This is a genomic window from Tessaracoccus sp. OS52, from assembly GCF_020687685.1.
GTDB lineage: Bacteria > Actinomycetota > Actinomycetes > Propionibacteriales > Propionibacteriaceae > Arachnia.
The window spans coordinates 1,804,335-1,828,726 of record NZ_JAJEWM010000001.1; the positions used below are offsets into that span (position 1 = coordinate 1,804,335).

The following is a 24,392-nucleotide window of genomic DNA, read 5'->3' on the forward strand; positions in this document are numbered from 1 at the left end:
ACATACCCATGTCCACCGAAGTAAGCCTGCCGGCACTGGGCGAGTCCGTCACCGAAGGCACCATCTCCCGCTGGCTGAAGGCCGTGGGGGACACCGTCGAGGTCGACGAGCCGCTGCTCGAGGTCTCAACGGACAAGGTCGACACCGAGATCCCCTCCCCCGTCGCCGGGGTGCTGCTGGAGATCCGGTTCGAGGAGGACGACGTCGCCCAGGTGGGAGACGTGCTCGCTGTTGTCGGCGACGCCGACGAAGCCGGTGGCTCCGATGCCGGCGGCGACACCGCCGGCCAGGAAGAGGCCGCAGCCCAGCCCCAGGAGGAGCCGGCCCCCGCTCAGGAGGCACCAGCACCGCAGGCCGCCGTCGAGGAGGAGCCGCTCCAGGAGGCATCCGCCCAGGAGGAGCCCGCCTCCGAGGCACCCGCCCCGCAGGCTTCGGCCGCGGCGACGGGAACCGAGGTCACGCTGCCCGCGTTGGGTGAGTCCGTGACTGAGGGCACCATCTCGCGCTGGCTCAAGGCCGTCGGGGACACCGTCGAGGTGGACGAACCGCTGCTCGAGGTCTCAACCGACAAGGTCGACACCGAGATCCCCTCCCCCGTCGCCGGAACCCTTCTCGAGGTCCGCTTCGCCGAGGACGACGTCGCGCAGGTCGGCGACGTGCTGGCAGTGGTGGGTGAGGCGGCCGCCGAGGGCGCTGCTCCCGAACCCGCTCCCGAGCCGGAGCCCGCTCCCGAACCGGAGCCCGCACCCGAGCCCGAGCCGGAGCCCGAGCCCGTCAAGGAGACCCCCGCCCCCCAGGCCGAGGAGAAGAAGCCCGAGCCGAAGCCCGAGCAGTCGGAGGCCGTCAAGGCGGCTGTGGCACGCCGGGCGGCCGAGTCGGAGGGTGACGCCACCTACGTGACGCCCCTGGTGCGCAAGCTGGCCACCGAGCACGGCGTCGACCTCGCACAGCTCCAGGGCACCGGTGTCGGTGGGCGCATCCGCAAGCAGGACGTCCTCGCCGCGGCCGAGGAGGCCAAGCGTGCGGCCGAGGCGCCGAAGGCCGCGCCTGCCGCCGCTCCAGCAGCCGGCGCGGCGAAGCCCGCAGCCGCTCCCGCCGCCGCCCCGCAGGTCAGGGGCACGACGGAGAAGCTGAGCCGCATGCGCAAGGTGATCGCCTCGCGCATGATGGAATCGCTCCACAACTCCGCGCAGCTGACGGCCACCGTCGAGGTGGACCTGACCTCGATCAGCCACATCCGTGCCGCGGTCAAGGAGGACTTCAAGAAGCGCGAGGGCGCCTCGCTGTCCTACCTGCCGTTCATCATGGCGGCCACCATCGAGGCGCTCAAGCAGTTCCCCGTCCTGAACGCCACCATCGACACCGAAGCGGGCACAGTGACCTACGCCGACGGCGAGCACATCGGTCTCGCCGTCGACACCGAGCGGGGTCTCATGGTCCCGGTGATCAAGGACGCCGGTGACCTGAACGTCACCGGCCTGGCCAAGAAGATCGCCGACCTTGCCAAGCGCACCCGGGACTCCAAGGTCGGACCGGACGAGCTCTCGGGTGGCACCTTCACCATCACCAACTACGGCTCGGCCGGAACCTTGTTCGACACCCCCATACTCAACATGCCCGAGGTGGGCATCCTGGGCACCGGTGCGCTGACCAAGCGCCCGGTGGTCGTGGTGGACAAGTTCGGGGGCCAGACCATCGCCATCCGGGACATGATGTACATCTCCCTCAGCTACGACCACCGACTCGTCGACGGCGCGGTGGCGGCACGCTTCCTGAGCGCGGTCAAGGAGCGGCTCGAGGAGGGCGACTTCGGGGGCGAGTTCGGCCTCTGAGGCGAAGCAGCAACCGCAGGAGGCGGCAGCCGGTCAGTCCGGCTGCCGCCTCCTGTTTCCCAGCTGGAGCACGGCACTGAGCGCGAACATCGCCACGGCGACCCACACCAGCGCGAAGCCCACCCACCGCTCCAGTGGCATCGGCTCACCGAAGGCGAGCCAGCCGAGCAGGAACTGGCCGATCGGGGCGATGTACTGCACCATCCCCAGGGTGACCAGACGCAGGCGTCTGGCCCCGGCCGCGAACAGCAACAGCGGAACTGCCGTGATCGGGCCTGACAGGTACATCAACCAGCCGTAGCCCGTGGTGGGATCCGCCGTCGCACCCCCTGAGGCGCCGAGCCAAAGCAGGTAGACCAGCATCACCGGCGCCACCGCGGCCGTCTCCACGCCCAGGCCCACCAGGGCCGGCACCCGTGCCCCCACCCGGTTCTTCAGCAGCCCATAGACCCCGAAGGTGCTGGCGACGCCGAAGGCGATCCACGGAACCTCGCCGTAGCCGACCACCAGCACGACGCAGGCCACCGCCCCCACCGCGAACGCCAGCCACTGGAGGCGGGCGAGGCGTTCCCGCAGGACCACCACGCCGAGGAGGGCCGCGACCAGGGGATTGATGAAGTAGCCCAATGCCGCGTCCAGCGTCCGCCCGGAATTGACTCCCACCACGTAGACCGTCCAGTTGGCCGTGACCAGGACGCCTGCGACGGCCAGTATGACGACAGAGCGTCGGCTGGCCACAACCGCGCGGAGCGCCGGCCACTGCCTCCCGAGCGCTATCAGCACGACACAGAACAGCAACGAGCACAGCACCCGGTAGCCGATGATCTCGAGCGCAGGGGACGCTGCGAGCAGCCTGAAGTACAGGGGGAACAGGGCCCAAAGCAGGTAGGCAGCCCCGCTGTAGGCAAGTCCCTTGTTCATGTGTGGCATCCTTGCCCCAGAGCAGCCCTGAGCACCAATCGGTCGTCACAGGAGGCACACGAATGCGTTTCATTAGGCAACGCCGCTCCGCGGCCGTCGCGGCCACTTTCGCTGCTGTGGTCGCCCTTGCCGGTTGCGGGACCGACCAGCCACCGCCCGCCCCGCCCGAGGCCCCCACGACCCAACCCGGTACCAGCCCAAGCTCCGCGCCTCCGGCGTCTCCCGAATCGCCCGCGTCGCCGTCGGACAGCACCTCGGTCCAGCAGACCCCGGTCCCGTCGAGCAGCCCGCCGGAGACCAGCGAGTCCGTCCTGATGCTGCCCTCCGGCGAGCCCGAGGTCATCGCCGAGGGGCTCGAGAACCCCTGGTCGCTGGTGTTCGTTGACGACCAGCCCCTGTTCACCCAGCGTGCTCGGGCCACCATCAGCACCGTCGTCGACGGCGAGGTCGTCGAGGTGGCGCGCATCGAGGACGCCCGCCCCGAGGCAGAGGGTGGCGTGCTCGGAATCGAAGTCTCCCCCGGCTCCGCCGACACCTTGTTCGTCTACTACACAGCCGCCCGGGACAACCGGGTGGTGAGCTACCCGCTGGCCCGCCAGGGAGAGACCTTCACCCTCGGTGAACCGACGGTGATCATCGAGGACATCCCGAAGGCACGGGCGCACAACGGCGGCCGGATCAAGTTCGGACCGGACGGCAAGCTGTACGTCGCCACGGGCGACGCGTCCGAAAAGCCGAGGAGCCAGGACGCCCTGAATCTCGGGGGGAAGATCCTCCGGGTCAATCCGGACGGCAGCATCCCGGGGGACAACCCCAACGGCTCCGCCGTCTGGAGCATGGGGCACCGCAACGTCCAGGGACTGGCGTGGGCCGACGACGGCACCATGTGGGCCACGGAGTTCGGCCAGGACACCTGGGACGAGCTCAACATCATCGAACCGGGCGTCAACTACGGCTGGCCCGAGGTGGAGGGCAGCGGGGGCGAGCCCGAGTACCGCGATCCTGTTCTCACCTGGACCACTGACGAAGCCAGCCCGAGCGGGCTGCTGTACCGCGACGGGAACCTGTATGTGGCCGCCCTGCGGGGGGAGCGGATGTGGGTGATGCTGGAGTCCGACCCGGCCGGCACCGTGACCGACGTGCTGAACGGCGGCCCCGGGCGGCTGCGGGACATCGTGGCGGCGCCCGACGGCACCATCTGGGTGCTGACGTCCAACAACGGGGGTGACAGGATTCTGTCCTACGCCCTCGCGGAGGCGTGAGGCACCGGGTCCTGACTCCCCTACCCCCTAGAGTCCGGGCATGAGCTGGTCCCGAACACAAGAGCACCACTTCGACCTGCCCGCAGAGCAGCTGTGGCAGATCATCGGGGACCCGTCCCGCCTCCCGTGCTGGAGCCCCGCCGTCTCCCGCCTGCCCGAGACCGTGGACCGGAACGCTGCAGAGCGCACGATCACCTGCCGGAGTCCCCTCGTCGGGGGCACGCTGCTCGTCTCGTGGACGCTGTCCGGATCCGGTGACGGCACCCTGCTCACCCAGAGGGTTACTGTCCAGGGGCCCTATCCATCGCTCGCTGCAGGACGGCTCGCCCGGCCCCACGTGTCCGGGTTCGCAGAGAACTGCGCACGATTGTTCACCCAGTCGGGCGGCGCGCCGAACGCACCCAAGGTGGTCATCGCGGGCGGCTCCGGATTCCTGGGCCGTCAGCTGGCGGCAGATCTCGCGTGCCGCGGGCACGAGGTGGTGGTCCTCACCCGGCGCTCCGACCCCGCGCTCTCCTTCCGGCAGAGTGTCTGGGACGGACGCACCGTCGGGGCGTGGGCCTCGGAACTGACCGGCGATGGGACCGCGCTGGTGAACCTTGCAGGCAAGCTCGTCGACTGTCCACCCACGCAAGCCAACATCGCAGACCTTCGCAGTTCCCGGGTGGACGCGACGCGCGCCCTCGTCGAGGCATCCAAAGGACTCCGGGCCCCGCTGGCACGGTGGCTCCAGGCCAGCACGACCGCCATCTTCGGCGATGCAGGGGAGGCCAGGCTCACCGAGCATTCGGCGATCCCGGCCAGCCCGCGAGAGGGGGCGCTGCCGCAGATGACGGGCGTCGCCCAGCCATGGGAGGCCGCAGTGGAGGGTGCCAACGCGGCACATGTGACCATCCTGCGGACCTCGATCGTCCTGGAGCAGGATTGCCCTGCCTTCGAGCGCCTCGCACTCCTGGCGAACTCGGGCCTGGGGGGCCCTGTCGGCGGGGGTGAGCAGTGGTTCAGCTGGATCCATCTGGCGGACTGGCTCCGGATCGCCCGCGGCGCCCTGGGATCGAGGCCGGCGTCGATCTCGCGTCCGGGGTGGTGTGCGCGGCCGCACCCGCGCCAGTGCGAAACCGGGAACTGATGGCCATACTGCGCAAGCATCTGGCACCCGGCCCGCTCAAGCGCTGGCCGGTTCCCACCCCCTCTCCCGTGCTCCGTCTGGGTGCGGCGCTGTTGAGAACTGACCCTGCCCTGGCGCTCACAGGTCGCCACGTCACCTCCGTGGTCCTGGAGGAAGCCGGCCTGCGTTTCAGTTACCCGGACCTCGATTCAGCGGTGGCCGACATCACCACCTGACCCGAGGCCACGGGGTGGCTGCCGGGAGGCGGGACTAAGCTGGCCCGGTGACGTTGACCTTCGAGTACCTCGGTCTGGGTGAGGACCCGCACCTCACCGACTACCAGCGGGTGTGGGACTACCAGCGCGAGGTGCACGCCGACGTCGCGGCCGGTCTCCGTCCTGCACACGTGATCTTCAACGAGCACCGGCCCGTCTACACCGCCGGCCGGAGGACCGAACCCCAGGAGCGGCCGTTCGACGGCACGCCGGTGGTCGACGTGGACCGCGGCGGCAAGATCACTTACCACGGACCCGGGCAGCTGGTCGGTTACCCGATCCTCCACCTGGCCGACGGCGTGGGCGTCGTCGACCATGTCCGCAGGCTGGAGTCAGCGGTGATTGAACTGCTGACGGCCCATGGCCTCTCCCCCCGGCGGGTGGAGGGGCGCACGGGCGTCTGGTTCGATTCCGACGGCGACCGCCCCGAGCGCAAGATCTGCGCCATCGGGGTACGGGTGGCGCGGCGCACGACGATGCACGGCTTCGCCCTGAATGTGCAGCCCAGCACCGCCCACTTCGCCAACATCGTCCCATGCGGCATCGCGGACGCGGGGGTGACCTCACTTGCCGAGGAGTTGTCCGGCGACTGGACGGTCCGCGCGGTCGCCGCCGAACTCGAGCCCTTGCTCAGCAAGCACCTGGCGCCCCTCATTGGCAGCGTTGACAAGGGGTAGGGTGGACGCCGTGACCGTGAAACCAGAAGGCCGTCGTCTCCTCCGCGTCGAAGCGCTGAACGCGCAGACCCCGATCGAGCGCAAACCCTCCTGGATCCGCACCACCGCGAAGATGGGCCCGAACTACAAGGACCTGCAGGAGATCGTCGGACAGGGCGACCTGCACACCGTCTGCCAGGAGGCGGGCTGCCCGAACATCTACGAGTGCTGGGAGGACCGGGAGTCCACGTTCCTGATCGGCGGTGACCAGTGCACGCGTCGCTGTGACTTCTGCCAGATCACCTCGGCCAAGCCCGAGGGCTACGACCCGAGCGAACCGTTGCGCGTCGCCTCGTCGGTCAAGAAGATGGGGCTGCGCTACGCCACCGTCACCGGCGTGTGCCGCGACGACCTCCCCGACGAAGGCGCCTGGCTGTACGCGGAGACGATCCGGCAGATCCACTCCGTCAACCCCGGTGTCGGCGTCGAGATGCTCGCACCGGACTTCTCGGGCAAGCGCGAACTGCTCCAGCAGCTTTTCGACGCCCGCCCGGAGGTCTTCGCGCACAACGTGGAGACCGTCCCCCGCATCTTCAAGCGCATCCGGCCCGGGTTCCGCTACGAACGCTCGCTCGAGGTGCTGCGCTGGTCCCGGGACGAGGGTCTGGTCACCAAGTCCAACCTCATCCTGGGCATGGGCGAGACCCGCGCCGAGATCTCCGAGGCCCTGCGTGACCTGCATGACGCCGGAGCCGAGCTGATCACGATCACGCAGTACCTGCGCCCCAACGCCACCCTGCACCCGATCGACCGCTGGGTCACGCCGGAGGAGTTCGAGGAGCTGGATGCCGAGGCGCGCGAGATCGGATACTCTGGCGTGCTGTCCGGACCCCTCGTCCGCTCCTCCTACCGTGCGGGCCGGCTGTACCGGACGGCGATGGATGCCCGCAAGAAGACACCACTGGAGAACTGATGGCAAGCGAGAAGGCCAAGGCACTGGCGGCCCGGCAGAAGGCCGAGGCCAAGGCAGAGAAGCTGCGCCGGAAGAATTCCACCAACCCCGAGGACTGGGGCAGGATGCGCCAGATCCGGGAGTCCTACCGGATCACCGCCCAGCACGACAAGCAACTCCCTTGGGTTCTCCTGGGCGTCGGCGGCGGCACGTTCCTGGTGTTCCTCGTCATCGGGTTCTTCGTGTCCCCGTGGTGGATGTGGGTCCTCACCGGCCTCATGGCGGGCTTGCTGGTGGCGATGCTGGTCTTCGTGCAGCGCGCCAAGAAGGCGGCTTACAAGAGGTACGAGGGCCAGGCCGGGTCCGCGGAGGTGGCCCTCCAGATGCTGCCCAAGAAGTGGGCCTACACCCCCGTGATCACTGCCACGCGCAACCGCAACTCCGTCGACGTCATCCACCGCGCCATCGGCCCGGGCGGACTGCTGCTGATCGGTGAGGGCGACCCGCGGGCACTCAAGGCACAGCTGGCCAGTGAGAAGCGCAAGCACGAGCAGGTGTCCTTCGGCGTTCCCGTCCAGATCATCCAGATGGGCAACGGTGCTGACCAGGTGCCACTGGACAAGCTGGTGGACCACATCAAGAAGCTCCCGAAGCAGTTGACCCCGGCCAAGATCGCCGAAGTCCAGGCTCGGCTCCGGGCCCTCGACGCCATGCGCCCGAAACTGCCGATCCCCAAGGGTCCCATCAACACCAAGGGCTCCCGCCAGGCCATGCGCGGCCGCTGACCCACCAGTGGCGAACCTCGTAAACCTCGAATCCGTCATCCACGGCTTCGGCACCCGCATCCTCCTCGACGAGGTCTCACTCGGCATCGGCGCCGGCGAGGTGGTGGGCGTCGTCGGCCGCAACGGAGACGGCAAGTCGACGCTGCTGCGCATCCTGACCGGACAGTTGGAACCCGACGCCGGCCGCGTCACCATCTCCAACTCCGCCTCCATCGGAACGCTGGGCCAACAGCATGTCGGACTCCCGGGGGAAACCGTCCGGAAGGTCCTGCTCGACGACGAGCCCGACCACGTGTGGGCCGCCCGCCCAGAGCGCCGGGCGCTGGTGGAGTCCTTGCTGGCGGGGATCGACCTGGACCGCCCGATCGATTCCCTCTCCGGCGGTGAGCGCCGGCGCGTGGGACTCGTGGAGGTCCTGATGGGCGAGCACGACCTCGTCGTCCTTGACGAGCCCACCAACCACTTGGACGTCGAGGCCGTCGCCTTCCTGGCCGAGCACCTGGTGGCACGGACCCGCGCAGGCCTGGCGATGCTCGTGGTCAGCCACGACCGCTGGTTCCTCGACGCCGTGTGCACCCGGATCTGGGAGGTGCACGACGGCGTCGTGGACTCCTACGACGGCGGATACGCGGCCTACGTGCTGGCCCGCGTCGAGCGGCAGCGTCAGGCGGCCGCGAACGAGTCGCGGCGCAAGAACCTGGCCCGCAAGGAACTCGCCTGGCTGAGGCGAGGGGCACCAGCCCGCACGTCCAAGCCCAAGTTCCGGATCGACGCCGCAGAGCAGCTGATCTCCGACGTGCCGCCCCCGCGGGACAAGCTCAGCCTCGAGCAGTTCGCCGTGAGCCGGCTCGGCAAGGACGTCTTCGACCTCACGAACCTCACCTACCGCGCCGGGGACCGGACGCTGCTGGACCGGTTGACGTGGTCCATCGGTCCGGGCGACCGGATCGGGCTGGTGGGCGTCAACGGCGCTGGCAAGACCTCGCTCCTGGAACTCCTCGTCGGCGCCCGCCAACCGGACTCCGGCAAGATCAAGCGGGGCCGGACGCTGCGCATCGGATACCTCTCCCAGACCGTCGGGGAACTCGACGACACCGACAGGGTGCTCGACGCCGTGGCCCGCCTGAAGGAGGAGACACGGCTCGCGACCGGCCGCGAGGCCAGCGCCGGAAATCTGCTGGAGGAGTTCGGGTTCACCGGTGACAAGCTAGTCGCCCGCATCGGCGACCTGTCCGGCGGTGAGCGCAGGCGGCTGCAGTTCCTGCGGTTGCTCCTCGAGGAGCCGAACGTGCTGATCCTCGACGAGCCCACCAACGATCTCGACATCGACACCCTCAACGTGATCGAGGACTACCTCGACACGTGGCCCGGCACCCTGATCGTCGTCAGCCACGACCGCTACTTCCTCGAGCGCGTCACGGACGTGAGTTACGCCCTGCTGGGCGACGGCTCCTGCGTGCTGCTGCCCGGAGGGGTCGAGGAGTACCTAGCCCGCCGTCGGGCCGCCCAGGCGGCTGCCACGGACCCAGCCCCCGCAACCCCCCGCAAGTCCTCCGGCGCGGCAGCTGATCGCCAGCGCAAGAAGGAACTCGCGCGGCTCGAGTCGCAGCTCACAAAGCTGGAGTCCGAGATCGACCGGTTGCACGCGGCGATGGCCGCCTCGGCGACGGACTTCGAGGCCCTCGCGAGGCTGGACGAAGAACTCAGGGCAGCCGAGGCCCGCAAGGACGAGGTGGAAGAGGCCTGGCTGGTGGCAGCTGAGGAGTGAAGTCCCCCCACTCAGCTGATCTTCCACTCCCCGTCGGCATCGATCTCCAGCACTGAGGGTCCGCCGAGGAACCCCACCTGACCGGAGTAGGGACCGACCTGATTGACGAGCAGCTTGGAATCCTCACTCCCCCACTGCCAGATGCCGACGTAACCCTCTCCCTTGCTGGACACGGTGTAGGACCGGGGGTCTCCGTAGTACCAGAGCACGGCGCTTCCCGTTCCCGAGGCACCCTGCGCTCCCAGTTTCGGGGCTGCTGACAACGGACTCACCGTGATGCTCCACGATCCGTTCGCGGTGACCTCCAGCTTCACCGTGTCGTCGTCGAAGATCCCGATTGCGCCGCTGGCCCTGCTCGGACCGATCTCGTTGATCGCCAGGTCGGTCTGGCTGTTGCTCGCGTCCAGCCCCCAGACGGCGAAATTGCCGGACCCTTGATGCGCCGCCTGCACGTACAGCTCGGTGGCACCCACCGGCAGCGTGATCAGGGAGCTGCCGGTGCCGGTGTACTGCGCATAGTGGCTGGTGCTGAAGCGCACCATGTTGTTGAAGACCCAGCCCTCGACGTGGTTGTACTGCCAGCCCGATGCGGTCCTGGTGCGGGTCACGTAGGACGTCCAGATCCAGGAGCGGCAGCCGTTGAAGCCGGTCTCCGGAGTGTCGCACTCGGTGATCCACTCCCGTCCTGTCGCCCGTGCCGGGCAGGCGCGCTGCCTTCTGCTCAGTCCCGGCTCCAGGGAGACCCGAACCAGCTGAAGCTTCGCGCGAGCAGGCTGGGGGAAGCCTTTGCCAGCGCCTCCGGACCGTCGTGGCCCGCAGCCAACCCTGCGTGAAGACCTGCCATGGTCTCACACGCGACGTCGTCCGGGACGTCGGTGAGAGGTGCCACCACGGCCCGCACCCCGAGCGCCAGCAGACTCGAAGTCAGCCCGAGCGCCTCGTCCCCGGGGCGCAGCCTTGAACGGCCGGACCCGCAGGCCGACAGCACCACCAAGGAGGCCTTGACGTCCAACCCCTCGAGTTCGTGGGCGAACAGGGAGCCGCCCTGGAGGCGCACGGAGGAGAACAGCGGATTGTCAGCCCTGTGCTCGCCATGGGCAGCGATGTGGACGACGTCGTGGGAGGCGAGTGCCGAACGCACCTCCGCGGGCGATCCAGGGACCCGGATCGCCCCCGGCCAGCATGCCGCGACTCGTTGCGCCTCGTTCTCGGCCAGGAACAGGTCCGGTCCGGTGGCCACCCCCACCGCCACCGTGCCGCTCTTCCGGGTCGCGTTCCCCCGCCAGGACGCCACCGAACGGCTGAGCGTGAGACTGCGGTGCCGCAGCCGCGGCAGCATTCCCCACGGGAGCCTGGCGAGCTTCCCACTCGGCACGATCACCACGGGGAGGTCCTCCAGTTCGCCCGGGAGGATCGCGTCGTCGAGCTGGGCAAGGGTGTCGAGCAGGGAACTCTGCACCGCCGCAGCCAACGGACCGTGAGGAGCATGCGCGAGCACAGCGGCATCGGCGGCAGCACGCGCCGCCAGTTCCGGGATGTCAATGCCGCCGGGGACCTGGTGCAGCCGCGGGGGTGCGGCCGATGGCACGTGCACCAGGTGCAGCCTCCCCGACGCCCAGAAGTAGCTCAGCATCACCGACGGCTGGCTCAGCCGCGCGTCCCCGCCACCGCCCACTTCCGCCCGGGACCTCGTGTGGCCACGCCAGGACCGCTCCCTGAGCTGGCGCTCCAGCCGGGTGACCTGCGTCTCCGCCGTCGACTCGGCCTCCCGGTCCGACGCGCTGCGAAGGTCCTCGCGGCGTTGCCGCAGTTCCGAGAACAACCTGGCTGTCTCCGCGTCCGGGGACGGAGTCACCGACGGCACGGTGGCCAGCGCGTTCCGCCACCGTTCAGTGGTCTCCAGCATCCTGCTTGGCGAGCCCTCCAGGAGTGCTCGTTCGACATCCAGCGCGATGATGGGCTCGGCGTGGATCGTCAACGCCGTCCGCAGGTCGAGGCTCGCCATGCCCTCCTTGGCGGTGGTCACGTCCTGCAAGGCCGCGGCCACCAGCGCCGAACGGCTGTCGCCGTCGGAGGCCAGCATCAACTCGGCACGGATGGCCAGCAGCCGAGTCGCAAGGAACGGCGACGCGCGGAGCCGTCCGAGTGCCGCGGCGGTCTCGGCGTCCCCTGGCACGTGCAGTGACCTGGCAAGACAGAGGACTCGCAACGCCCGGGCCCGGTCCGCGAGCGTGGACAGACCCGCGCCGACGGCCGCATCGACCAAGCGGTCGGCTTCCTCGCTGAGGTCGTCGGCCGTTGTCTCCGTGGCCGCCAGCCGAGCTTCGAGCCGCACGGCGGAAGCGGCCAGTCCGCGGCGCGTCTCGTCCCGCGCGGCGCAGCGTGTCACCACCTCGTCGGCGACGGCGACGGCTTCGCCGGGCCTGCCACGGAGCAGCGCGCAGCGTGCCTGGTCCAGCAGCGCGGCGGTGAGTTCCTCCACCATGCCCGTGCGCCTCATCGCGTCGACGGTCCCGGCCAGCAGTTCGGCCGCGTCGTCGAGGAGCCCAGCCTCCATCAGGACCCGGGAACGGTCCAGGCGGGAGACGGCGCGGTCCACCTGGACCTCCATCTCGTCGGCGGCGTGCATGGACCGCAACGCGGCGGGGAGGTCACCCCGCAGGTACTCCACGAACCCGTGGTTGTGCCGGGCCATGAAGGCGTACTCGGGCAGCTCCGCGGCGAGCTCCGCCGCCGTCGCGAGGTCTGCTGCCGCCTCGTCGAGATGACCCGCCTCCGACCCCATGGTGCCCTTGTTGATCAGCAGACGAACGCGATCATCCACCGGGAGCGCGTCCGAGAGGGCGACGGCCGGGCGGAGTTCGTCAAGTGCGTCCTCGACGAAGCCCGCCCTCGCCCTCAACACTCCCGCCTGGACGTGGGCCAGCGCCAGCAGGTCCCGCCGCCCGGCCGCTTCGGCGCTGCGTCCGGCCGCCCTGACCTCGTCCAACGCCCGGCCCAGCCCGTGGTCATCGCAGGTCACCCAGGAACCGGTGAGCTGGATCCGCAGACCCAGCTCGAAGCGCTCGTCCGCGCCGGTCTCGGCAGTGGCGAGCAGTTCCCGGGCACGCCTCAGGCAGCGACGCGCATCCGGCAGGCGGTACTGCGCGACGGCGGTCCTGGCTTCCTGGTAGGCCTCCCTGGCCTGTCCCAGCGGATCGGCGGCTGTCACCTCACAGCTCTATCACCGGCGTCAGTACAGGCCGGGACCCGGCGGTGGACGGATGGATGAGGAACCGCACCGGCCCGTGCGGAACACGCCTCCACACGAGCCGGCCGTGCGCGTCGGAGATGGCTTCGACGGCCTCGGAGCCGCGCAGCAGTTCCACCTCGATGCCGCCACCTGTGACCCAGCCGTCGATGCGCAGGGTCTCGCCGTCGTCGTCGGAGGCGGAAACCATCAGCTGCAGCGCCGAACTGGTGAAGGTGACGGCGTCGGTGGAGGCCGCACCGCTGCTGCGCAGCAACAACTCCGACTGGGCCTTCAGCGTCGCCAGTTCGGCATCGAGCGCTGCCAGCGAGACGGCGAAGACCACCTCATCGGAGAGGTGGGGCGGCGGCGGGTCCACGGTGTCGAACAGGTCCTGCAGTTGTGCGAGGATGCCCAGGTCCAGCTCGTCGATGGGCTCCTGCCAGGCTTCGGTCATGATGCACTCCAGATGGGGTCGTCGCTGAGCGCCTTGCGCAACGTCGCGAGGCACCGACCGCGGGTTGGGCCTATGGAGCCCACGGGCATGCCAAGGGATTCGGCCAGGACCGCGTAGTCGGGGGGGCCTCCCCTGCTGATCACACGCAGGAGGGCGCGGCACCGCGGTGACAATGTGGAGAAATGGCGCCAGAGGATCTCCCTGGTCTGCCCGAGCGCTACGAGTTCCGCGGGATCCGGGGCGGAATCCGCCTGCTCCGGGGGCTCCTCCCAGGATGTCGAGCGCTGCTGTTGCCTGCGCACCCGCCAAGCCTCCCTGCGCACGGTGGTGCCCAGCCACGCGAGGACCAGCTGCGGGTTCTCCAACGTGGCCTGCTTGTCCACCAACCGTAGCCAGGCGGTCTGGACGACGTCCTGGGCGTCGGAGCGGTCCAGTCCGCAGGACCTGGCGATGTGCCACAGCGTGGGGGTCAGCAACTCCACGAGCTGGTCGAAACCGTGAGGTTGCCCGTCGCGGAAGTCCTCGAACAACGTCGTGGCCCGCTCGACCAGGCTGGTCTGGGTCATGGCCGCTCCCATCCGAGTTCGTGGGCGATGGCGTCCCAGCCCTTGTCGAGGGCTTCCGCCAGGTGATTGCCGGGCCGTTCGTCCTCGGCGAGCCGCCTGGCCAGTTCCCCGGCCAGCACGGGCGCGGCGAAGGAGGTCCCGCTCCAGGTTGCGAAGCCGCCGGAGAAGTCGTCGGTGTCGATGGTGCCGCGACGCTGCGCGGCCACTTCCATGGCCGCGATCGACTGGCGGTCACCGCCCGTGTCCACCGGCATGGTGCTGACCACGGCAGCCCCTGCGCGGTGGCAGCTGACCCACGGGCCGGCGTTGCTGAAGTAGGCGACGGTGCCCTCGGGGTTCAGGGCACCGACGCCCATGAGCGGGAGGCACTCCCCCGTCGCGGGGCCCGACGCGAACCCGGCCGGGAACATCGGTGCCGTGGTCGAGTTGTTCCCGGCGCCCGCGACCACCAGCACGCCGAGACGCCCAAGATCCTCCAGCAGCAGCCGCAACGGTCCGTCCGAGAGCGCGTCGGCGGGCTGTTCGTGGTAGTAACCGAGCGAAAGGGAGATGATGTCGATCAGCTCGGACTCGTCGTCGGCCGAAAGTGCCCCCAGCTGGCGGGCGCGCAGCGACTGGAGCGTCGCCAGCAGGCACGATTCCGCGACCACACCGTCGTCGGTCATCACCGGGATCCCCAGGATGCGCGCCTCGGGGCACAGCTGACGCACCAGGCCCGCGGCGAACGTCCCGTGGCCGGCGAACGGAGGCACTGTCCCGTCGAGCGGGTTGCGGGGCGGTTCCGGAGTGGCGGATCCCGGGACCGATCCGAAGCGGCCCAGAAGCTGGCCGTCGACGTACACCTCCGCCGTGGCAAGGCTGGCGTCGGCGAACCACGGATGCTTCTCCAGTCCCGTGTCCGGGATGACGACGACGGGGGCCCGCTTCAGCTCCCGCCTGCGTTCGGCAGGGTCCGGGAGCACGACGGCCACGGGCGCCCGGCCTCCCATGCCCGGGGCGCCGTAGCTGGTGACCGGCGCTCCGACGCCTGCGTAATAGGGAACGCCAGCGTAGTAGGGCACACCTGCGTAGTACGGGACGCCCGCGTAGTAGGGCACCCCGGCGTAGTAGGGCGTCGCGACCATGATGTGGTCGAGCGCGAGTCCCTTGCCCCGTCCTATCCGTTGCAGCACGGTCAGGGCATCGACGGTGCCGGTCACGCCGTCGAGGGTCACCTTCCCGGTCTCGGGGTTCAGGCCCTCCACCGGAGGGTCGTGGCGCGCGGGCACGCCGAGTTCGGAGTGCTCGACGCCCAGTCCCAGCTCCTTGGCCACGGAAGCGACCTCATCGAGCAGACCCGCCAGACGCCCGACCTCGGCGGTGACCAGCAGCGAGTCCTCGACGTAGGCGACGGCACGGCCCTCCTCGGTGGTTGCCACGCGGACACCCCAGGCAGCCGCGACGTAGGGGTCGAACTGTGGGTAGGGGTTCAGGACGGGATCATCAGGCGACATGCTTGGTCCTCTCGATGGAAACTGCTCGCAATTTCAATGAGGGCACCTGCCCGGCGCTGATACATCCCCGCCACAATGCGGCTCCCCTGCGTGAATGCTAATCCCGCAACCGCGCACTCAGCCGTCGTAGGGGAGGCAACCTCAGTCCCGGCGGTTGACCACCGCGGTTCCGAGCAGCATGTCGGTCAGGGTGCGGCGCTCCGCCCCCACCACCACGTGCGGGATCACGAGGCACTTCATGAAAGTGCGAAGCACCGGGCGCCAGAACCCGAGCGGCTCGCCGTCGAGGCGAACGACGCCGATCCGGGCGATCAACTGCCCGAAGGACCCGCCGGTCAGTGTGGTGAGGATGCTGGCCTGCACGAAGTAGACCGCGAGGATCATGAAGGAGCGCCACCCGCCACCCGTCATCACCTGCACCCCGAACAGGGCGACGGCCACCACCATGCTCGCCGCCCAGTCACCGACGAGCGCCCCGATCCTGGGCCACCACCCGGCGAGCGAACCGCGGCCGGAGGCAGGCAGACCGAGGGTGCTGCCGGGGTAGTCAGTGGTGTCAGTCACCCCAGAACAATATCGAGCCGTGTGTAACGTGGCTGTTACGCCCGCGCAACTGCGGAGCAATGGCGGCCCAATAGGATCACGACTGTCCCAAGTCAAAATGGAGGAAACCAAGCAATGTTCAACGGCGCAGAAGATCTCCTGGCCTACATCAAGGAAGAAGGCATCGAGACCGTCGACTGCCGCTTCTGCGACCTGCCGGGCGTCATGCAGCACTTCACCGTTCCGGCCAGTTCATTCGGGCCGGAGGTGTTCACCGACGGCCTGGCCTTCGACGGCTCATCGATCACCGGGTTCCAGAAGATCCACGAGTCCGACATGGCGCTCATGCCCGACCCGACCAGCGCCTTCGTCGATCCCTTCCGCAAGTCGAAGACGCTGAACCTCAACTTCTTCGTGCATGACCCGCTGACCAAGGAGCCCTACTCCCGGGACCCGCGCAACATCGCGCGCAAGGCGGAGGCCTACCTCGCCTCCACCGGCGTCGGCGACACCGCCTACTTCGCCCCCGAGGCCGAGTTCTACGTGTTCGACGACATCCGTTTCGACTCCACGGCCAACAGCTCCTACTACCACATCGACTCCGAGGCGGGCGCGTGGAACAGTGGCCGCGTCGAGGACGGCGGCAACCGCGGCTACAAGGTCAAGTACAAGGGCGGCTACTTCCCCGTCGCTCCGGTGGACCACTTCGGTGACCTGCGCGACGACATCGTGCGCCACATGGAGAACTCCGGACTCATCGTCGAGCGGGCCCACCACGAGGTCGGCACCGCCGGACAGGCCGAGATCAACTGGCGCTTCGACACCATGCTGAAGTCGGCGGACAACGTGATGAAGTTCAAGTACCTCGTCAAGAACACCGCCTGGGAGGCGGGCAAGACCGCGACATTCATGCCCAAGCCCATCTTCGGGGACAACGGCTCGGGCATGCACTGCCACCAGTCCATCTGGGACGGCGGCGAGCCCCTGTTCTACGACGAGAACGGCTACGCCGGACTCTCGGACCTCGCCCGCTGGTACATCGGCGGCCTGCTCAAGCACGCTCCCGCCCTGCTGGCCTTCACCAACCCGTCGGTCAACTCCTACCACCGTCTGGTCCCCGGTTTCGAAGCCCCGGTGAACCTGGTCTACTCCTCGCGCAACCGCTCGGCCTGCATCCGCATCCCGATCACCGGGTCCAACCCGAAGGCCAAGCGCATCGAGTTCCGTTGCCCGGACCCGTCGTCGAACCCCTACCTGGCGTTCGCAGCCATGCTCCTGGCAGGCCTCGACGGCATCCAGAACCGGATCGAGCCGCCCACCCCGATCGACAAGGACCTCTACGAACTGCCGCCGGAGGAGCACGCCGAGGTCGAGCAGGTCCCGACCACGCTCGACGCCGTCCTCGACGCCCTCGAGGCGGACAACGAGTTCCTGCTCGCCGGCGACGTGTTCACCCCTGACCTGATCGAGACCTGGATCGAGCTCAAGCGGGCCGAGATCCAGGCCATCCAGATGCGGCCCCACCCGCACGAGTTCGAGCTGTACTACGCACTCTGATCGTTCTCGAGTGCGCCACCCGGCCCCCGACCAGCACTGGTCGGGGGCCGGGTTGTTGTCAGGGGGGTGCTCGAGAATGTCTCCGTGGGGGAGGTTCGGTACACCCCTTGGCGCTGGATTCGAACTGGTGTACTATTAGCCTATGGATGCGCTGACCACCCTCCCACCTGCCGAACGTTGGCAGCCTGCGGTGGAGCGCGCCGGTCTCATCGCGGGGCAGCTCGCCCAGTTGCACGCAGACCTCGTGGAATTGATGGTCGACGTCGTGGCCAGTGGCGCCTGGGCCGGTGACGGCATCAAGACCCCGGAGCACTGGCTCTGCGTCGTGGCGGCCATGTCGCCTGCACGGGCCAAGGACATCGTCACGATCGCCCGGCGTCGGTCCGACTTCCCGGAACTCGTCGACGAGTTCGAGGCTGGTCAGATCAGCGTGGACCAGCTCGCAGTGGTCGCCAAGCATGTCCCTGCCGAGTACGCCGAGTCCGTGACCACCTTCGTGCCCGCCGCGACGGTCCCACAGCTTCGCCGGGTGCTGGGCAAGTACCAGTTCGAGCTCCCCGACGCCGACGCGCCCGGACCAGCCCAAGTCGCGCCAGAGGACGGCACCGCCGAGATCCGCCACGACGACCCGGTGGTGTCAATGGGCACCACCGACGGCCGCTTCCACCTGAAGTTCGAGGCAAACCCGCTCGACGGCGCCCTGGTGGAGCAGGCGCTGCGTGAGGCGAAGGACACCCTGTTCAACGACGGCGACGTAACCGCCACCCTGTCCGACGCGATGCTCCTCATCGCCTCACGATCGCTGAAGTCCGTGGAGTCGGACTCCCGCCGCGAGCAGTACAAGGTGATGGTCCACCTCAGCGCCGACGGTCGCGGCTGGATCAACAAGGGAGGCGGCGCCCTCCCCCAGCACCTCGTGGACAAGCTCACCTGCGAGGGCGACCTCCGCCCCGTGTGGCTGGACGGCGCCTCACCCGTCTCGGTGGGCCGCTCGATGCGGATCGTGCCCGCACGCACCCGCACCCTCGTCGAGGACCGCGACGGCGGCTGCCGCTTCCCCGGCTGCACCGCCACCGGTTTCCTTGAGAACCACCACCTCCAGCACTGGAGGAAGGGCGGCACCACAGACATGGACACGGTGATATCCCTGTGTCCCCGGCACCATTCGCAGCACCACCAGGGCTTCTTCTCCATCACCGGGAGTCCCGCCACACCCGACGGCCTCGTCTTCCGTGGCCACGGCGGCTGGGAGATCGCTCCCCAGATCCCCGAGCACATCCCTCGGCCCAGCCACGACCCGCCCGTTGAGCAACCCACCCGCGGCTGGCCCATGGACACCAGCTGCATCTTCTTCTCGCCCCACCGGCCTGCCGCCTAGAGTTCGAGCGGCACTGCGCTGTCGGTTTCAGGCGAGCGTGGTTTCCATCCGGCGGTTCGCGAACGGGCGCCCGGCACCCAGGCACTTTGTTGCGCTCAATCAGGCTGCCAACGCTCGCGGCCGGGTTCCCCAGCGGGTCAGATCTTGATGCCCTCGAACTCAGGCACGGCGTTGTAGGTGTCCTCGTCGAGGATTCCCTCCCGCTTGGCCACGATGGTCGGCACGAGCGCCTGACCGGTGACGTTGAGGGCGGTGCGTCCCATGTCGACGATGGAATCGACGGCGATCAGCAGGCCGACTCCTTCGAGCGGCAGGCCGAGGGTCGACAGGGTCAGGGTCAGCATCACCGTCGCGCCGGTGGTGCCGGCCGTTGCGGCGGACCCCAGGACGGACACGAAAGCGATCAGCAGGTAGTGCGTGATCTGCAGGTCGACGCCGTAGAACTGGGCAACGAAGATGGCGGCGAGCGCCGGGTAGACCGCGGCGCAGCCGTCCATCTTGGTGGTGGAGCCGAGCGGCACGGCGAAGCTGGCATAGGAGCGTGGCACGCCCATGTTGCGCTCGGTCACCTGCTCGGTGACGGGAAGCACGCCCATGGATGAGCGCGTGACGAATCCCAGCGTGGTGACTGGCCAGACGTTCCGGTAGAACTGGAGCACCGACAGTCCGTGGAGGCGCAGGATCACCGGGTAGACGACCACCCACACGAGCAGCAGACCGACGTAGAGCGCGATCGCGAACGCTCCCAGCGAGGCCAGGGAGTCCCAGCCATAGGTGACGATCGCCCGGCCGATGAGCGCTGCAGTGCCGATCGGCGCCAGGCGGATGACCCACCACAGCACCTTCTGGACCACGGCGAGCGCGGACTCGGTGAAGGCGATGAAGCCGGCGGCCTTCTCCCCCACCTTCAGGGCCGCGACACCGAAGGCGATGGACAACACGATGATCTGCAGGACGTTGAAGCCGACACTCCCGGTGAATCCGGTCTCCGCAGTGCCCCGGACACCCACCTCCAGGCCGAGGAAGTTGGTGGGGACCAGACCTGTGAGGAAGGCGGTCCACGAACCGACCCGGCTGGGCTCGGCCGCGGCGTCACCGGAGACCCCGGCGGTCAGCCATGGGCTCGAGACGACGCCGACGAGGATGCCGATGATCACCGACGCCAAGGCGGTGATGCCGAACCAGATCAGGGTCTGGACGGCAAGGCGGGCGGCGTTGGCCACCTCCCGCAGGCGTGCGATGGAACTGATCACCGCAGTGAAGACCAAGGGGACGACGAGCAGCTTCAGGAGGCTGACGTAGGCGCCGCCGACCTCGGAGAGGGTGGCGGTGAGCCAGTTGGGTTCGCCCTCGCCCGAAGGGCCGAGGACGACGGCGAGCGCGCCCAGCACGACGCCTGCGACGAGGCCCAGCACGACCTGGACGCTGAACTTGGAAAGCGGGTTCTTGGAGGGACTGGTTTTCTGGCCCGCCTCTTCGGCGGAGACCTCACGGGTTGCGGACATGATCCTTCTTCACGGGTGGGTGGAGCGCGCGTCGGACTGCGACGGCAGGCTGATGGTGCCCTGCGGGACGGCGGGCGGGTGGTGCGTCCTGGAGCTCAACTCAACAGGCGGCGGAGGCCTGACGGCGCAGGTCGACCCAGGCGCGGGTCACGAGCATCAGGTCCATGTGCGTATCCCAGCACTTCCCGATCCCGATGGCAAACCGGCGGTCACAAGCTGATCGTCGTCTCGGCGGGCTCGGTGTCGATGATGCCCACGTCGACGAGGAAACGACCCATCCGCTCGAAGGCGGCCTCGTCGACGGCCACGCTGACCTCACCGTCGCGGAGCCACAGCTTCGTCGTCGCCTCCAGGACCGCCTCCGCGGCGGCCTTCTGGGCGTCGTCGGCGAGGGTCGGCACGTGCTCCGCCGTGGCCGTGATGGCGAGCTCCGGGTCCTCGATTATCCGCTGCTCGGCGGTCCTCATGGCCTCGGCCAAGCGGCTCAGGACGTCGTCTGGGAGGTGTCCTTCGCGGGTGATCAGGCCGGGTCCCACGAGGGAGGCCTCCTCCGCCGGCTGCACGGGCAGTTCCACCACGTCCACCCCGGACATGACGAACTGGACCGTCTCGTTGTTGGTGAAGCCGACGACAGCATCCACCTTCCCCGTCGTCAGCGCGGCAACCTGGGTGTAGCCGATGTCGGTGAGTTCGACGTCGTCCTCGGTCAGACCGCCGTTGTGCAGCGCCGCCAGCGCCGCGTAGTAGGTGGATCCGAAATGGCCGGGAATGCCGATGCGCAGGCCCTTGAGGTCGGCCAGCGACGTGACCCCGGCCTCCGCAGGAACGATGACCACGCCCGGGAACTGCTGGTAGGCGGTGGCGAAGGTGCGCAGTTCGGGCGCTTGCAGGGAGGACACCACGGCCTCGTCGGAGGAGGCGAACACCACGTCCTCCTCGCCCGAGAGCAGGGCGCCGAAGCCGTCCTCCTGCGCACCGTGGTGGCGGATGGTGACGTTGAGTCCGGCGGAGTCGAAGATGCCCTCACTGACCCCGACGTAGAACGCCGCGAACTGGACGTTCGGGATGTAGGTGAGACCGACGGTCAGGTCCTGGACCTCGACCTCCGGCGACGTGCTTGCCGCTGGCGGCTGAACGTCGGGCGAGCAGGCGGCAAGTCCGAGTGGGACCAGCGCGGCTCCCCAGAGCAGGTTGCGACGGCTGAGGTTCATGTTGTTTCTCCTTGCAGACGGCGGACACTGGCGCGTTCCGCGGCGTGGATGATGCCCTGCAGGACCAGCGCCACGGCGGCGATCCAGATCAGGACGGCGAAGACCCCGACGGTGTCGGTGGCCTCACGCGAGATGGTGAGCAGCGTTCCGAGTCCGGCGCCGCCGATGACGAACTCGCCCACGATGGCGCCGGTCATCGAGAGCACGAAACCGGCCCTGATGCCCGCGAGGATGGCGGGCGCGGCGATCGGGAGTTCGATGTGCCACAGGCGTTCCCCGGCCCCTGCTCCGTCGAGCCACGCGTTCTCCACGATGCGCATGTCGAGGCTCCGGAACCCGACGATGGTGGTGGTGACCATGGGGAAGAACGCGACGATGGCACACAGGACGGCGATGGGGACCAGCCCGTAGCCGATCCACAGCGCCAGCAGCGGGGCGATCGCCACCAGGGGGATCGTCTGGGAGAAGGCGACGAAGGGCTCGATCATGGCCGACAGCAACCGCGAGTGCGCGATCAGGATGCCCAGGACGAGAGCCGTGACCACGGCGAGAACCGATCCGAGGACCGCGGCCAGGATGGTGGGCCACAGGTAGCGCCAGATGGTGCCGTTGCCGGTCCACACCACGATCCTGTCCCAGACGGCCACCGGGTCCGGCAGGAAGACGGCGTCGACCACCTCCCCGCGCGTGACCAGCAGCCAGATGCCGAGCAGCAGGGCCGCTGCGACGCTCGCCGGCAACCAGCGTTGCGTGCCGCGCGCCGGCCTCGTGCGCGCCGGATAGGCGGACCAGACCCCGAGCCGCGCGAAGGCCCGGGCGCGGTTGCGCTCCTGGACGGTCAAGAAAACCCCGATCCCTTCTGTCAGGTCCCGGGGTTCGCAAAGCAGCGGCCGCCCGAATGCAGGCACGGCCGCAGCCCACGCGCTCCTCCCATCCAGACTCTGACTGTCGGCCTCGGAGTTCCACCGAGTCAACCTCCCGGTGCCTTGCGGCGGTGGGAGGGTCGCGGGCTGTAACCGCCGGTTCGGACTTTCACCGACCCCGGAACACGCTTCGTGTGCTAGAAACACTACACCAAGAAGTTAGTTGATTTTGCAACTACACTGGTGGCATGACATTGAACATCGACATCTGGTCCGACATCGCCTGCCCGTGGTGCTTCATCGGAAAGCGGCGCTTCGAGCGGGCACTCGAGTCCTTCGAGGCCAAGGACCAGGTCTCGGTGACCTGGCACTCCTACCAGCTGGATCCCACGCTCCCCGAACGCTCCGAGCTCTCCGAGCGCGACTACCTCTCCAAGGTCAAGGGACTGCAGGCCCCGCAGGTGGACTCCATGCTGGGGCAGGTCACGGAGGTGGCGCGCGGCGAGGGCCTGGAATATGACTTCGACGCGCTCGTGCCGGCCAACTCCCGCAAGGCCCACCAGCTCCTCCACGCGGCCAAACGCGCCGGACTCGACGTCGGCGCCGTCAAGGAGGCCCTCCTGGCGGCCCACTTCGAGCAGGGCGAGGTCATCACCGACGACTCCCTGCTGGTTCGTATCGGCACCGAGAACGGGCTGACCGAGGAAGCCGCCCGTTCCGCGCTGACGGATCCGGAGCTCGCCGGCGCCGTGGAGGCCGACATCCAGCAGGCCCGCCAGATCGGTGTGAACGGAGTGCCATTCTTCGTCTTCCAGGACAAGTACGGCGTGTCGGGCGCCCAGCCCACCGAGGTCTTCTCGAATGCGCTGGAACAGGTCTGGGAGGAGATCCGCCCGAGCCAGCCCTCGTTCATCACGATCCCGGGAACCCAGAACGCGCCCGCGTGCGGCCCGGAGGGGTGCGCCTGAGGCCGGGTCAGTCGTCGGCGTCGTGCACGAGCATCGCAATCTGGACGCGGTTGTCGAGTGCGAGCTTGGTGAGGATCCGGGAGACGTGCGACTTCACCGTCGGAACCGACAGGTAGAGGTCGCGTCCGATCTCACGGTTGGACGCGCCGCGCGCGACGGCTCTCGCCACCTCCGCCTCACGCTCGGTCAACAGCCCCAGGCGGGCACGGGCGTGGGCGGCGCGATCGTCCGTCGGGCCGCTGGTGACCTGCCCCACCAGCAGGGCGAGCACGGCTGGTGACACTGCGTGCTCGCCCGAGGCGACCTCATGGACCGCCGCAACCAGGCGCTCGGGGGCGGTGTCCTTGAGCACGAATCCGCGGGCGCCGGCGCGCAACGCCTCGATCACGAGCTCATCGGCGTCGAACGTGGTCAGCACCAGCACCCGCAGCCCCGGCCACCTGCGCAACAGTTCGCGGGTGGCGCTCAACCCGTCGAGCCGGGGCATCCGGATGTCCATCAGGACCACGTCGGGCTCCAGACGGGCAACCAGCTCCACAGCCCCATCCCCGTCGTCGGCCTCCCCCACCACTGCAACGCCCTGAGCCCCGCCCAGGATCATCCTCAAGCCGGTGCGCACCAAGGCGTCGTCGTCGATCACCACGACCCTGGTGGGCTCTCGCTGCGGACTCAACTCGCCACCTCCGACTTCCCGGAATTGCGCGGCCACGGCAACCACACGTCGACGACGAAATCTTCGCCCCGGCGGCCGACGTCCAGCCGCCCGCCCGCCAGTCTGACCCGCTCGGCCATCCCCGTGAGTCCCAGCCGGGAGCCGGGCGCCCCGGAAACGGTCCTGCCCAGCCGGTTTACCACGAAGACGCTAAGGCCTGTCCCGGGGCGGCTCGGGTCCTGTGTTGGCCGGGGACAGTCGCGCTGGCTCTCACTGCGATGATCTCGCTGAGCCGGATGGGTGGGTTCGAGGACCTGCCCGACGTCCTGCAGAGCGTGCTGCGGATCACCTGCGGTGGCCTCATCTATTCGGTGCTGCATGCCGTGGACCCGTTCCGCCCGTCCCGGTGAG

At 68.9% G+C, this 24,392-nt stretch carries 23 protein-coding genes and 1 riboswitch; of the genes, 12 read left to right on the forward strand and 11 right to left on the reverse strand.

The annotated features are described in order from the left end of the window. Positions 1-8: 8 nt before the first annotated feature. Complete coding sequence (sucB, locus tag LKO27_RS08535) at positions 9-1,832, forward strand: 2-oxoglutarate dehydrogenase, E2 component, dihydrolipoamide succinyltransferase (RefSeq protein ID WP_227736965.1); 1,824 nt, start codon at positions 9-11, stop codon at positions 1,830-1,832. Positions 1,833-1,865: 33 nt separating this feature from the next. Here the strand turns inward: sucB and rarD are convergent, their stop codons facing one another. Continuing rightward, complete coding sequence (gene rarD / locus LKO27_RS08540; RefSeq protein WP_227736967.1) at positions 1,866-2,753, reverse strand: EamA family transporter RarD; 888 nt, start codon at positions 2,751-2,753, stop codon at positions 1,866-1,868. A gap of 62 nt (positions 2,754-2,815) precedes the next feature. Here rarD and LKO27_RS08545 point away from each other — a divergent pair, with 62 nt between their 5' ends. From LKO27_RS08545 to LKO27_RS08575, 7 genes are read left to right on the forward strand one after another with little or no spacing between them, the layout of a single operon-like run. Next, positions 2,816-4,015, forward strand: coding sequence for a sorbosone dehydrogenase family protein (locus LKO27_RS08545; RefSeq protein ID WP_227736969.1), 1,200 nt, complete (start codon positions 2,816-2,818; stop codon positions 4,013-4,015). A gap of 40 nt (positions 4,016-4,055) precedes the next feature. Continuing rightward, the gene (locus tag LKO27_RS08550) at positions 4,056-5,144 is read left to right on the forward strand and encodes an NAD-dependent epimerase/dehydratase family protein (RefSeq protein ID WP_227736971.1); all 1,089 of its coding nucleotides are present in this window, start codon (positions 4,056-4,058) and stop codon (positions 5,142-5,144) included. Continuing rightward, positions 5,144-5,359 (forward strand): DUF1731 domain-containing protein, encoded by a 216-nt coding sequence (locus tag LKO27_RS08555; protein WP_227736972.1) that lies wholly within the window; start codon positions 5,144-5,146, stop codon positions 5,357-5,359. The genes LKO27_RS08550 and LKO27_RS08555 overlap by 1 nt, the downstream gene beginning before the upstream one ends. Before the next feature lie 47 nt (positions 5,360-5,406). Beyond that, positions 5,407-6,075 (forward strand): lipoyl(octanoyl) transferase LipB, encoded by a 669-nt coding sequence (gene lipB / locus LKO27_RS08560; RefSeq protein WP_227736974.1) that lies wholly within the window; start codon positions 5,407-5,409, stop codon positions 6,073-6,075. A gap of 10 nt (positions 6,076-6,085) precedes the next feature. Beyond that, positions 6,086-7,027, forward strand: coding sequence for a lipoyl synthase (locus LKO27_RS08565; RefSeq protein WP_227736975.1), 942 nt, complete (start codon positions 6,086-6,088; stop codon positions 7,025-7,027). Continuing rightward, complete coding sequence (locus LKO27_RS08570) at positions 7,024-7,791, forward strand: DUF4191 domain-containing protein (RefSeq protein WP_227737260.1); 768 nt, start codon at positions 7,024-7,026, stop codon at positions 7,789-7,791. The genes LKO27_RS08565 and LKO27_RS08570 overlap by 4 nt, the downstream gene beginning before the upstream one ends. Positions 7,792-7,798: 7 nt before the next feature. Further along, on the forward strand, positions 7,799-9,559 hold the full coding sequence (locus LKO27_RS08575) for an ABC-F family ATP-binding cassette domain-containing protein (RefSeq protein ID WP_227736977.1): 1,761 nt from the start codon (positions 7,799-7,801) through the stop codon (positions 9,557-9,559). An 11-nt stretch (positions 9,560-9,570) separates the two neighbouring features. Here LKO27_RS08575 and LKO27_RS08580 read toward each other — a convergent pair whose 3' ends face one another. From LKO27_RS08580 to LKO27_RS08605, 6 genes are all read right to left on the reverse strand, one after another. Then, complete coding sequence (locus LKO27_RS08580; protein ID WP_227736978.1) at positions 9,571-10,167, reverse strand: hypothetical protein; 597 nt, start codon at positions 10,165-10,167, stop codon at positions 9,571-9,573. A 113-nt stretch (positions 10,168-10,280) separates the two neighbouring features. After that, positions 10,281-12,770, reverse strand: a complete 2,490-nt coding sequence (locus LKO27_RS15580) for a CHAT domain-containing protein (RefSeq protein WP_227736980.1) — start codon at positions 12,768-12,770, stop codon at positions 10,281-10,283. Position 12,771: 1 nt separating this feature from the next. Continuing rightward, positions 12,772-13,245, reverse strand: a complete 474-nt coding sequence (locus LKO27_RS08590; protein WP_227736981.1) for a hypothetical protein — start codon at positions 13,243-13,245, stop codon at positions 12,772-12,774. Beyond that, positions 13,242-13,811 carry an RNA polymerase sigma factor gene (locus tag LKO27_RS08595; RefSeq protein ID WP_227736982.1) on the reverse strand — a complete coding sequence of 190 codons (570 nt, stop codon included), beginning with the start codon at positions 13,809-13,811 and terminating at the stop codon, positions 13,242-13,244. The genes LKO27_RS08590 and LKO27_RS08595 overlap by 4 nt, the downstream gene beginning before the upstream one ends. After that, positions 13,808-15,304, reverse strand: a complete 1,497-nt coding sequence (locus tag LKO27_RS08600) for a S8/S53 family peptidase (RefSeq protein WP_227736984.1) — start codon at positions 15,302-15,304, stop codon at positions 13,808-13,810. The genes LKO27_RS08595 and LKO27_RS08600 overlap by 4 nt, the downstream gene beginning before the upstream one ends. A gap of 141 nt (positions 15,305-15,445) precedes the next feature. Beyond that, complete coding sequence (locus LKO27_RS08605) at positions 15,446-15,868, reverse strand: RDD family protein (RefSeq protein WP_227736985.1); 423 nt, start codon at positions 15,866-15,868, stop codon at positions 15,446-15,448. A 114-nt stretch (positions 15,869-15,982) separates the two neighbouring features. Between LKO27_RS08605 and glnA the strand changes: the two genes are divergently transcribed. Further along, a complete protein-coding gene (gene glnA, locus LKO27_RS08610) occupies positions 15,983-17,404 on the forward strand; it encodes a type I glutamate--ammonia ligase (protein WP_227736986.1) in 1,422 nt (473 codons plus the stop codon). Positions 17,405-17,546: 142 nt separating this feature from the next. After that, positions 17,547-18,782 carry an HNH endonuclease signature motif containing protein gene (locus tag LKO27_RS08615; RefSeq protein WP_227736987.1) on the forward strand — a complete coding sequence of 412 codons (1,236 nt, stop codon included), beginning with the start codon at positions 17,547-17,549 and terminating at the stop codon, positions 18,780-18,782. Positions 18,783-18,919: 137 nt separating this feature from the next. On the opposite strand, the gene LKO27_RS08620 is transcribed toward LKO27_RS08615, so the two are convergent. From LKO27_RS08620 to LKO27_RS08630, 3 genes are all read right to left on the reverse strand, one after another. After that, the gene (locus LKO27_RS08620; protein ID WP_227736989.1) at positions 18,920-20,287 is read right to left on the reverse strand and encodes a dicarboxylate/amino acid:cation symporter; all 1,368 of its coding nucleotides are present in this window, start codon (positions 20,285-20,287) and stop codon (positions 18,920-18,922) included. A 209-nt stretch (positions 20,288-20,496) separates the two neighbouring features. Continuing rightward, positions 20,497-21,498 carry an ABC transporter substrate-binding protein gene (locus LKO27_RS08625; RefSeq protein ID WP_227736990.1) on the reverse strand — a complete coding sequence of 334 codons (1,002 nt, stop codon included), beginning with the start codon at positions 21,496-21,498 and terminating at the stop codon, positions 20,497-20,499. Further along, complete coding sequence (locus LKO27_RS08630) at positions 21,495-22,340, reverse strand: ABC transporter permease (RefSeq protein ID WP_227736991.1); 846 nt, start codon at positions 22,338-22,340, stop codon at positions 21,495-21,497. Before LKO27_RS08630 ends, LKO27_RS08625 begins: the two co-directional genes overlap by 4 nt. A gap of 76 nt (positions 22,341-22,416) precedes the next feature. Further along, a riboswitch (FMN riboswitch) is annotated at positions 22,417-22,551 on the reverse strand. Positions 22,552-22,609: 58 nt separating this feature from the next. Here LKO27_RS08630 and LKO27_RS08635 point away from each other — a divergent pair. After that, positions 22,610-23,329: a DsbA family protein gene (locus tag LKO27_RS08635; RefSeq protein WP_227736992.1), complete on the forward strand. Its 720-nt coding sequence runs from the start codon at positions 22,610-22,612 to the stop codon at positions 23,327-23,329. Positions 23,330-23,336: 7 nt separating this feature from the next. Here LKO27_RS08635 and LKO27_RS08640 read toward each other — a convergent pair whose 3' ends face one another. Then, the gene (locus LKO27_RS08640) at positions 23,337-24,002 is read right to left on the reverse strand and encodes a response regulator transcription factor (RefSeq protein WP_227736993.1); all 666 of its coding nucleotides are present in this window, start codon (positions 24,000-24,002) and stop codon (positions 23,337-23,339) included. Positions 24,003-24,259: 257 nt separating this feature from the next. On the opposite strand from LKO27_RS08640, the gene LKO27_RS15230 reads away from it, so the two are divergent. After that, complete coding sequence (locus tag LKO27_RS15230; RefSeq protein ID WP_255621900.1) at positions 24,260-24,391, forward strand: hypothetical protein; 132 nt, start codon at positions 24,260-24,262, stop codon at positions 24,389-24,391. Position 24,392: the final 1 nt, after the last annotated feature.

What these genes read in the sequence shown, in the direction of transcription:
- sucB (WP_227736965.1), top strand. Translation starts at nt 9, where the DNA reads ATGTCCACCGAAGTAAGCCTGCCGGCACTGGGCGAGTCCGTCACCGAA.
- rarD (WP_227736967.1), bottom strand. Translation starts at nt 2,753, where the DNA reads ATGAACAAGGGACTTGCCTACAGCGGGGCTGCCTACCTGCTTTGGGCC.
- LKO27_RS08545 (WP_227736969.1), top strand. Translation starts at nt 2,816, where the DNA reads ATGCGTTTCATTAGGCAACGCCGCTCCGCGGCCGTCGCGGCCACTTTC.
- LKO27_RS08550 (WP_227736971.1), top strand. Translation starts at nt 4,056, where the DNA reads ATGAGCTGGTCCCGAACACAAGAGCACCACTTCGACCTGCCCGCAGAG.
- LKO27_RS08555 (WP_227736972.1), top strand. Translation starts at nt 5,144, where the DNA reads ATGGCCATACTGCGCAAGCATCTGGCACCCGGCCCGCTCAAGCGCTGG.
- LKO27_RS08590 (WP_227736981.1), bottom strand. Translation starts at nt 13,245, where the DNA reads ATGACCGAAGCCTGGCAGGAGCCCATCGACGAGCTGGACCTGGGCATC.
- LKO27_RS08595 (WP_227736982.1), bottom strand. Translation starts at nt 13,811, where the DNA reads ATGACCCAGACCAGCCTGGTCGAGCGGGCCACGACGTTGTTCGAGGAC.
- LKO27_RS08600 (WP_227736984.1), bottom strand. Translation starts at nt 15,304, where the DNA reads ATGTCGCCTGATGATCCCGTCCTGAACCCCTACCCACAGTTCGACCCC.
- glnA (WP_227736986.1), top strand. Translation starts at nt 15,983, where the DNA reads ATGTTCAACGGCGCAGAAGATCTCCTGGCCTACATCAAGGAAGAAGGC.
- LKO27_RS08615 (WP_227736987.1), top strand. Translation starts at nt 17,547, where the DNA reads ATGGATGCGCTGACCACCCTCCCACCTGCCGAACGTTGGCAGCCTGCG.
- LKO27_RS08620 (WP_227736989.1), bottom strand. Translation starts at nt 20,287, where the DNA reads ATGTCCGCAACCCGTGAGGTCTCCGCCGAAGAGGCGGGCCAGAAAACC.
- LKO27_RS08625 (WP_227736990.1), bottom strand. Translation starts at nt 21,498, where the DNA reads ATGAACCTCAGCCGTCGCAACCTGCTCTGGGGAGCCGCGCTGGTCCCA.
- LKO27_RS08635 (WP_227736992.1), top strand. Translation starts at nt 22,610, where the DNA reads ATGACATTGAACATCGACATCTGGTCCGACATCGCCTGCCCGTGGTGC.
- LKO27_RS15230 (WP_255621900.1), top strand. Translation starts at nt 24,260, where the DNA reads ATGATCTCGCTGAGCCGGATGGGTGGGTTCGAGGACCTGCCCGACGTC.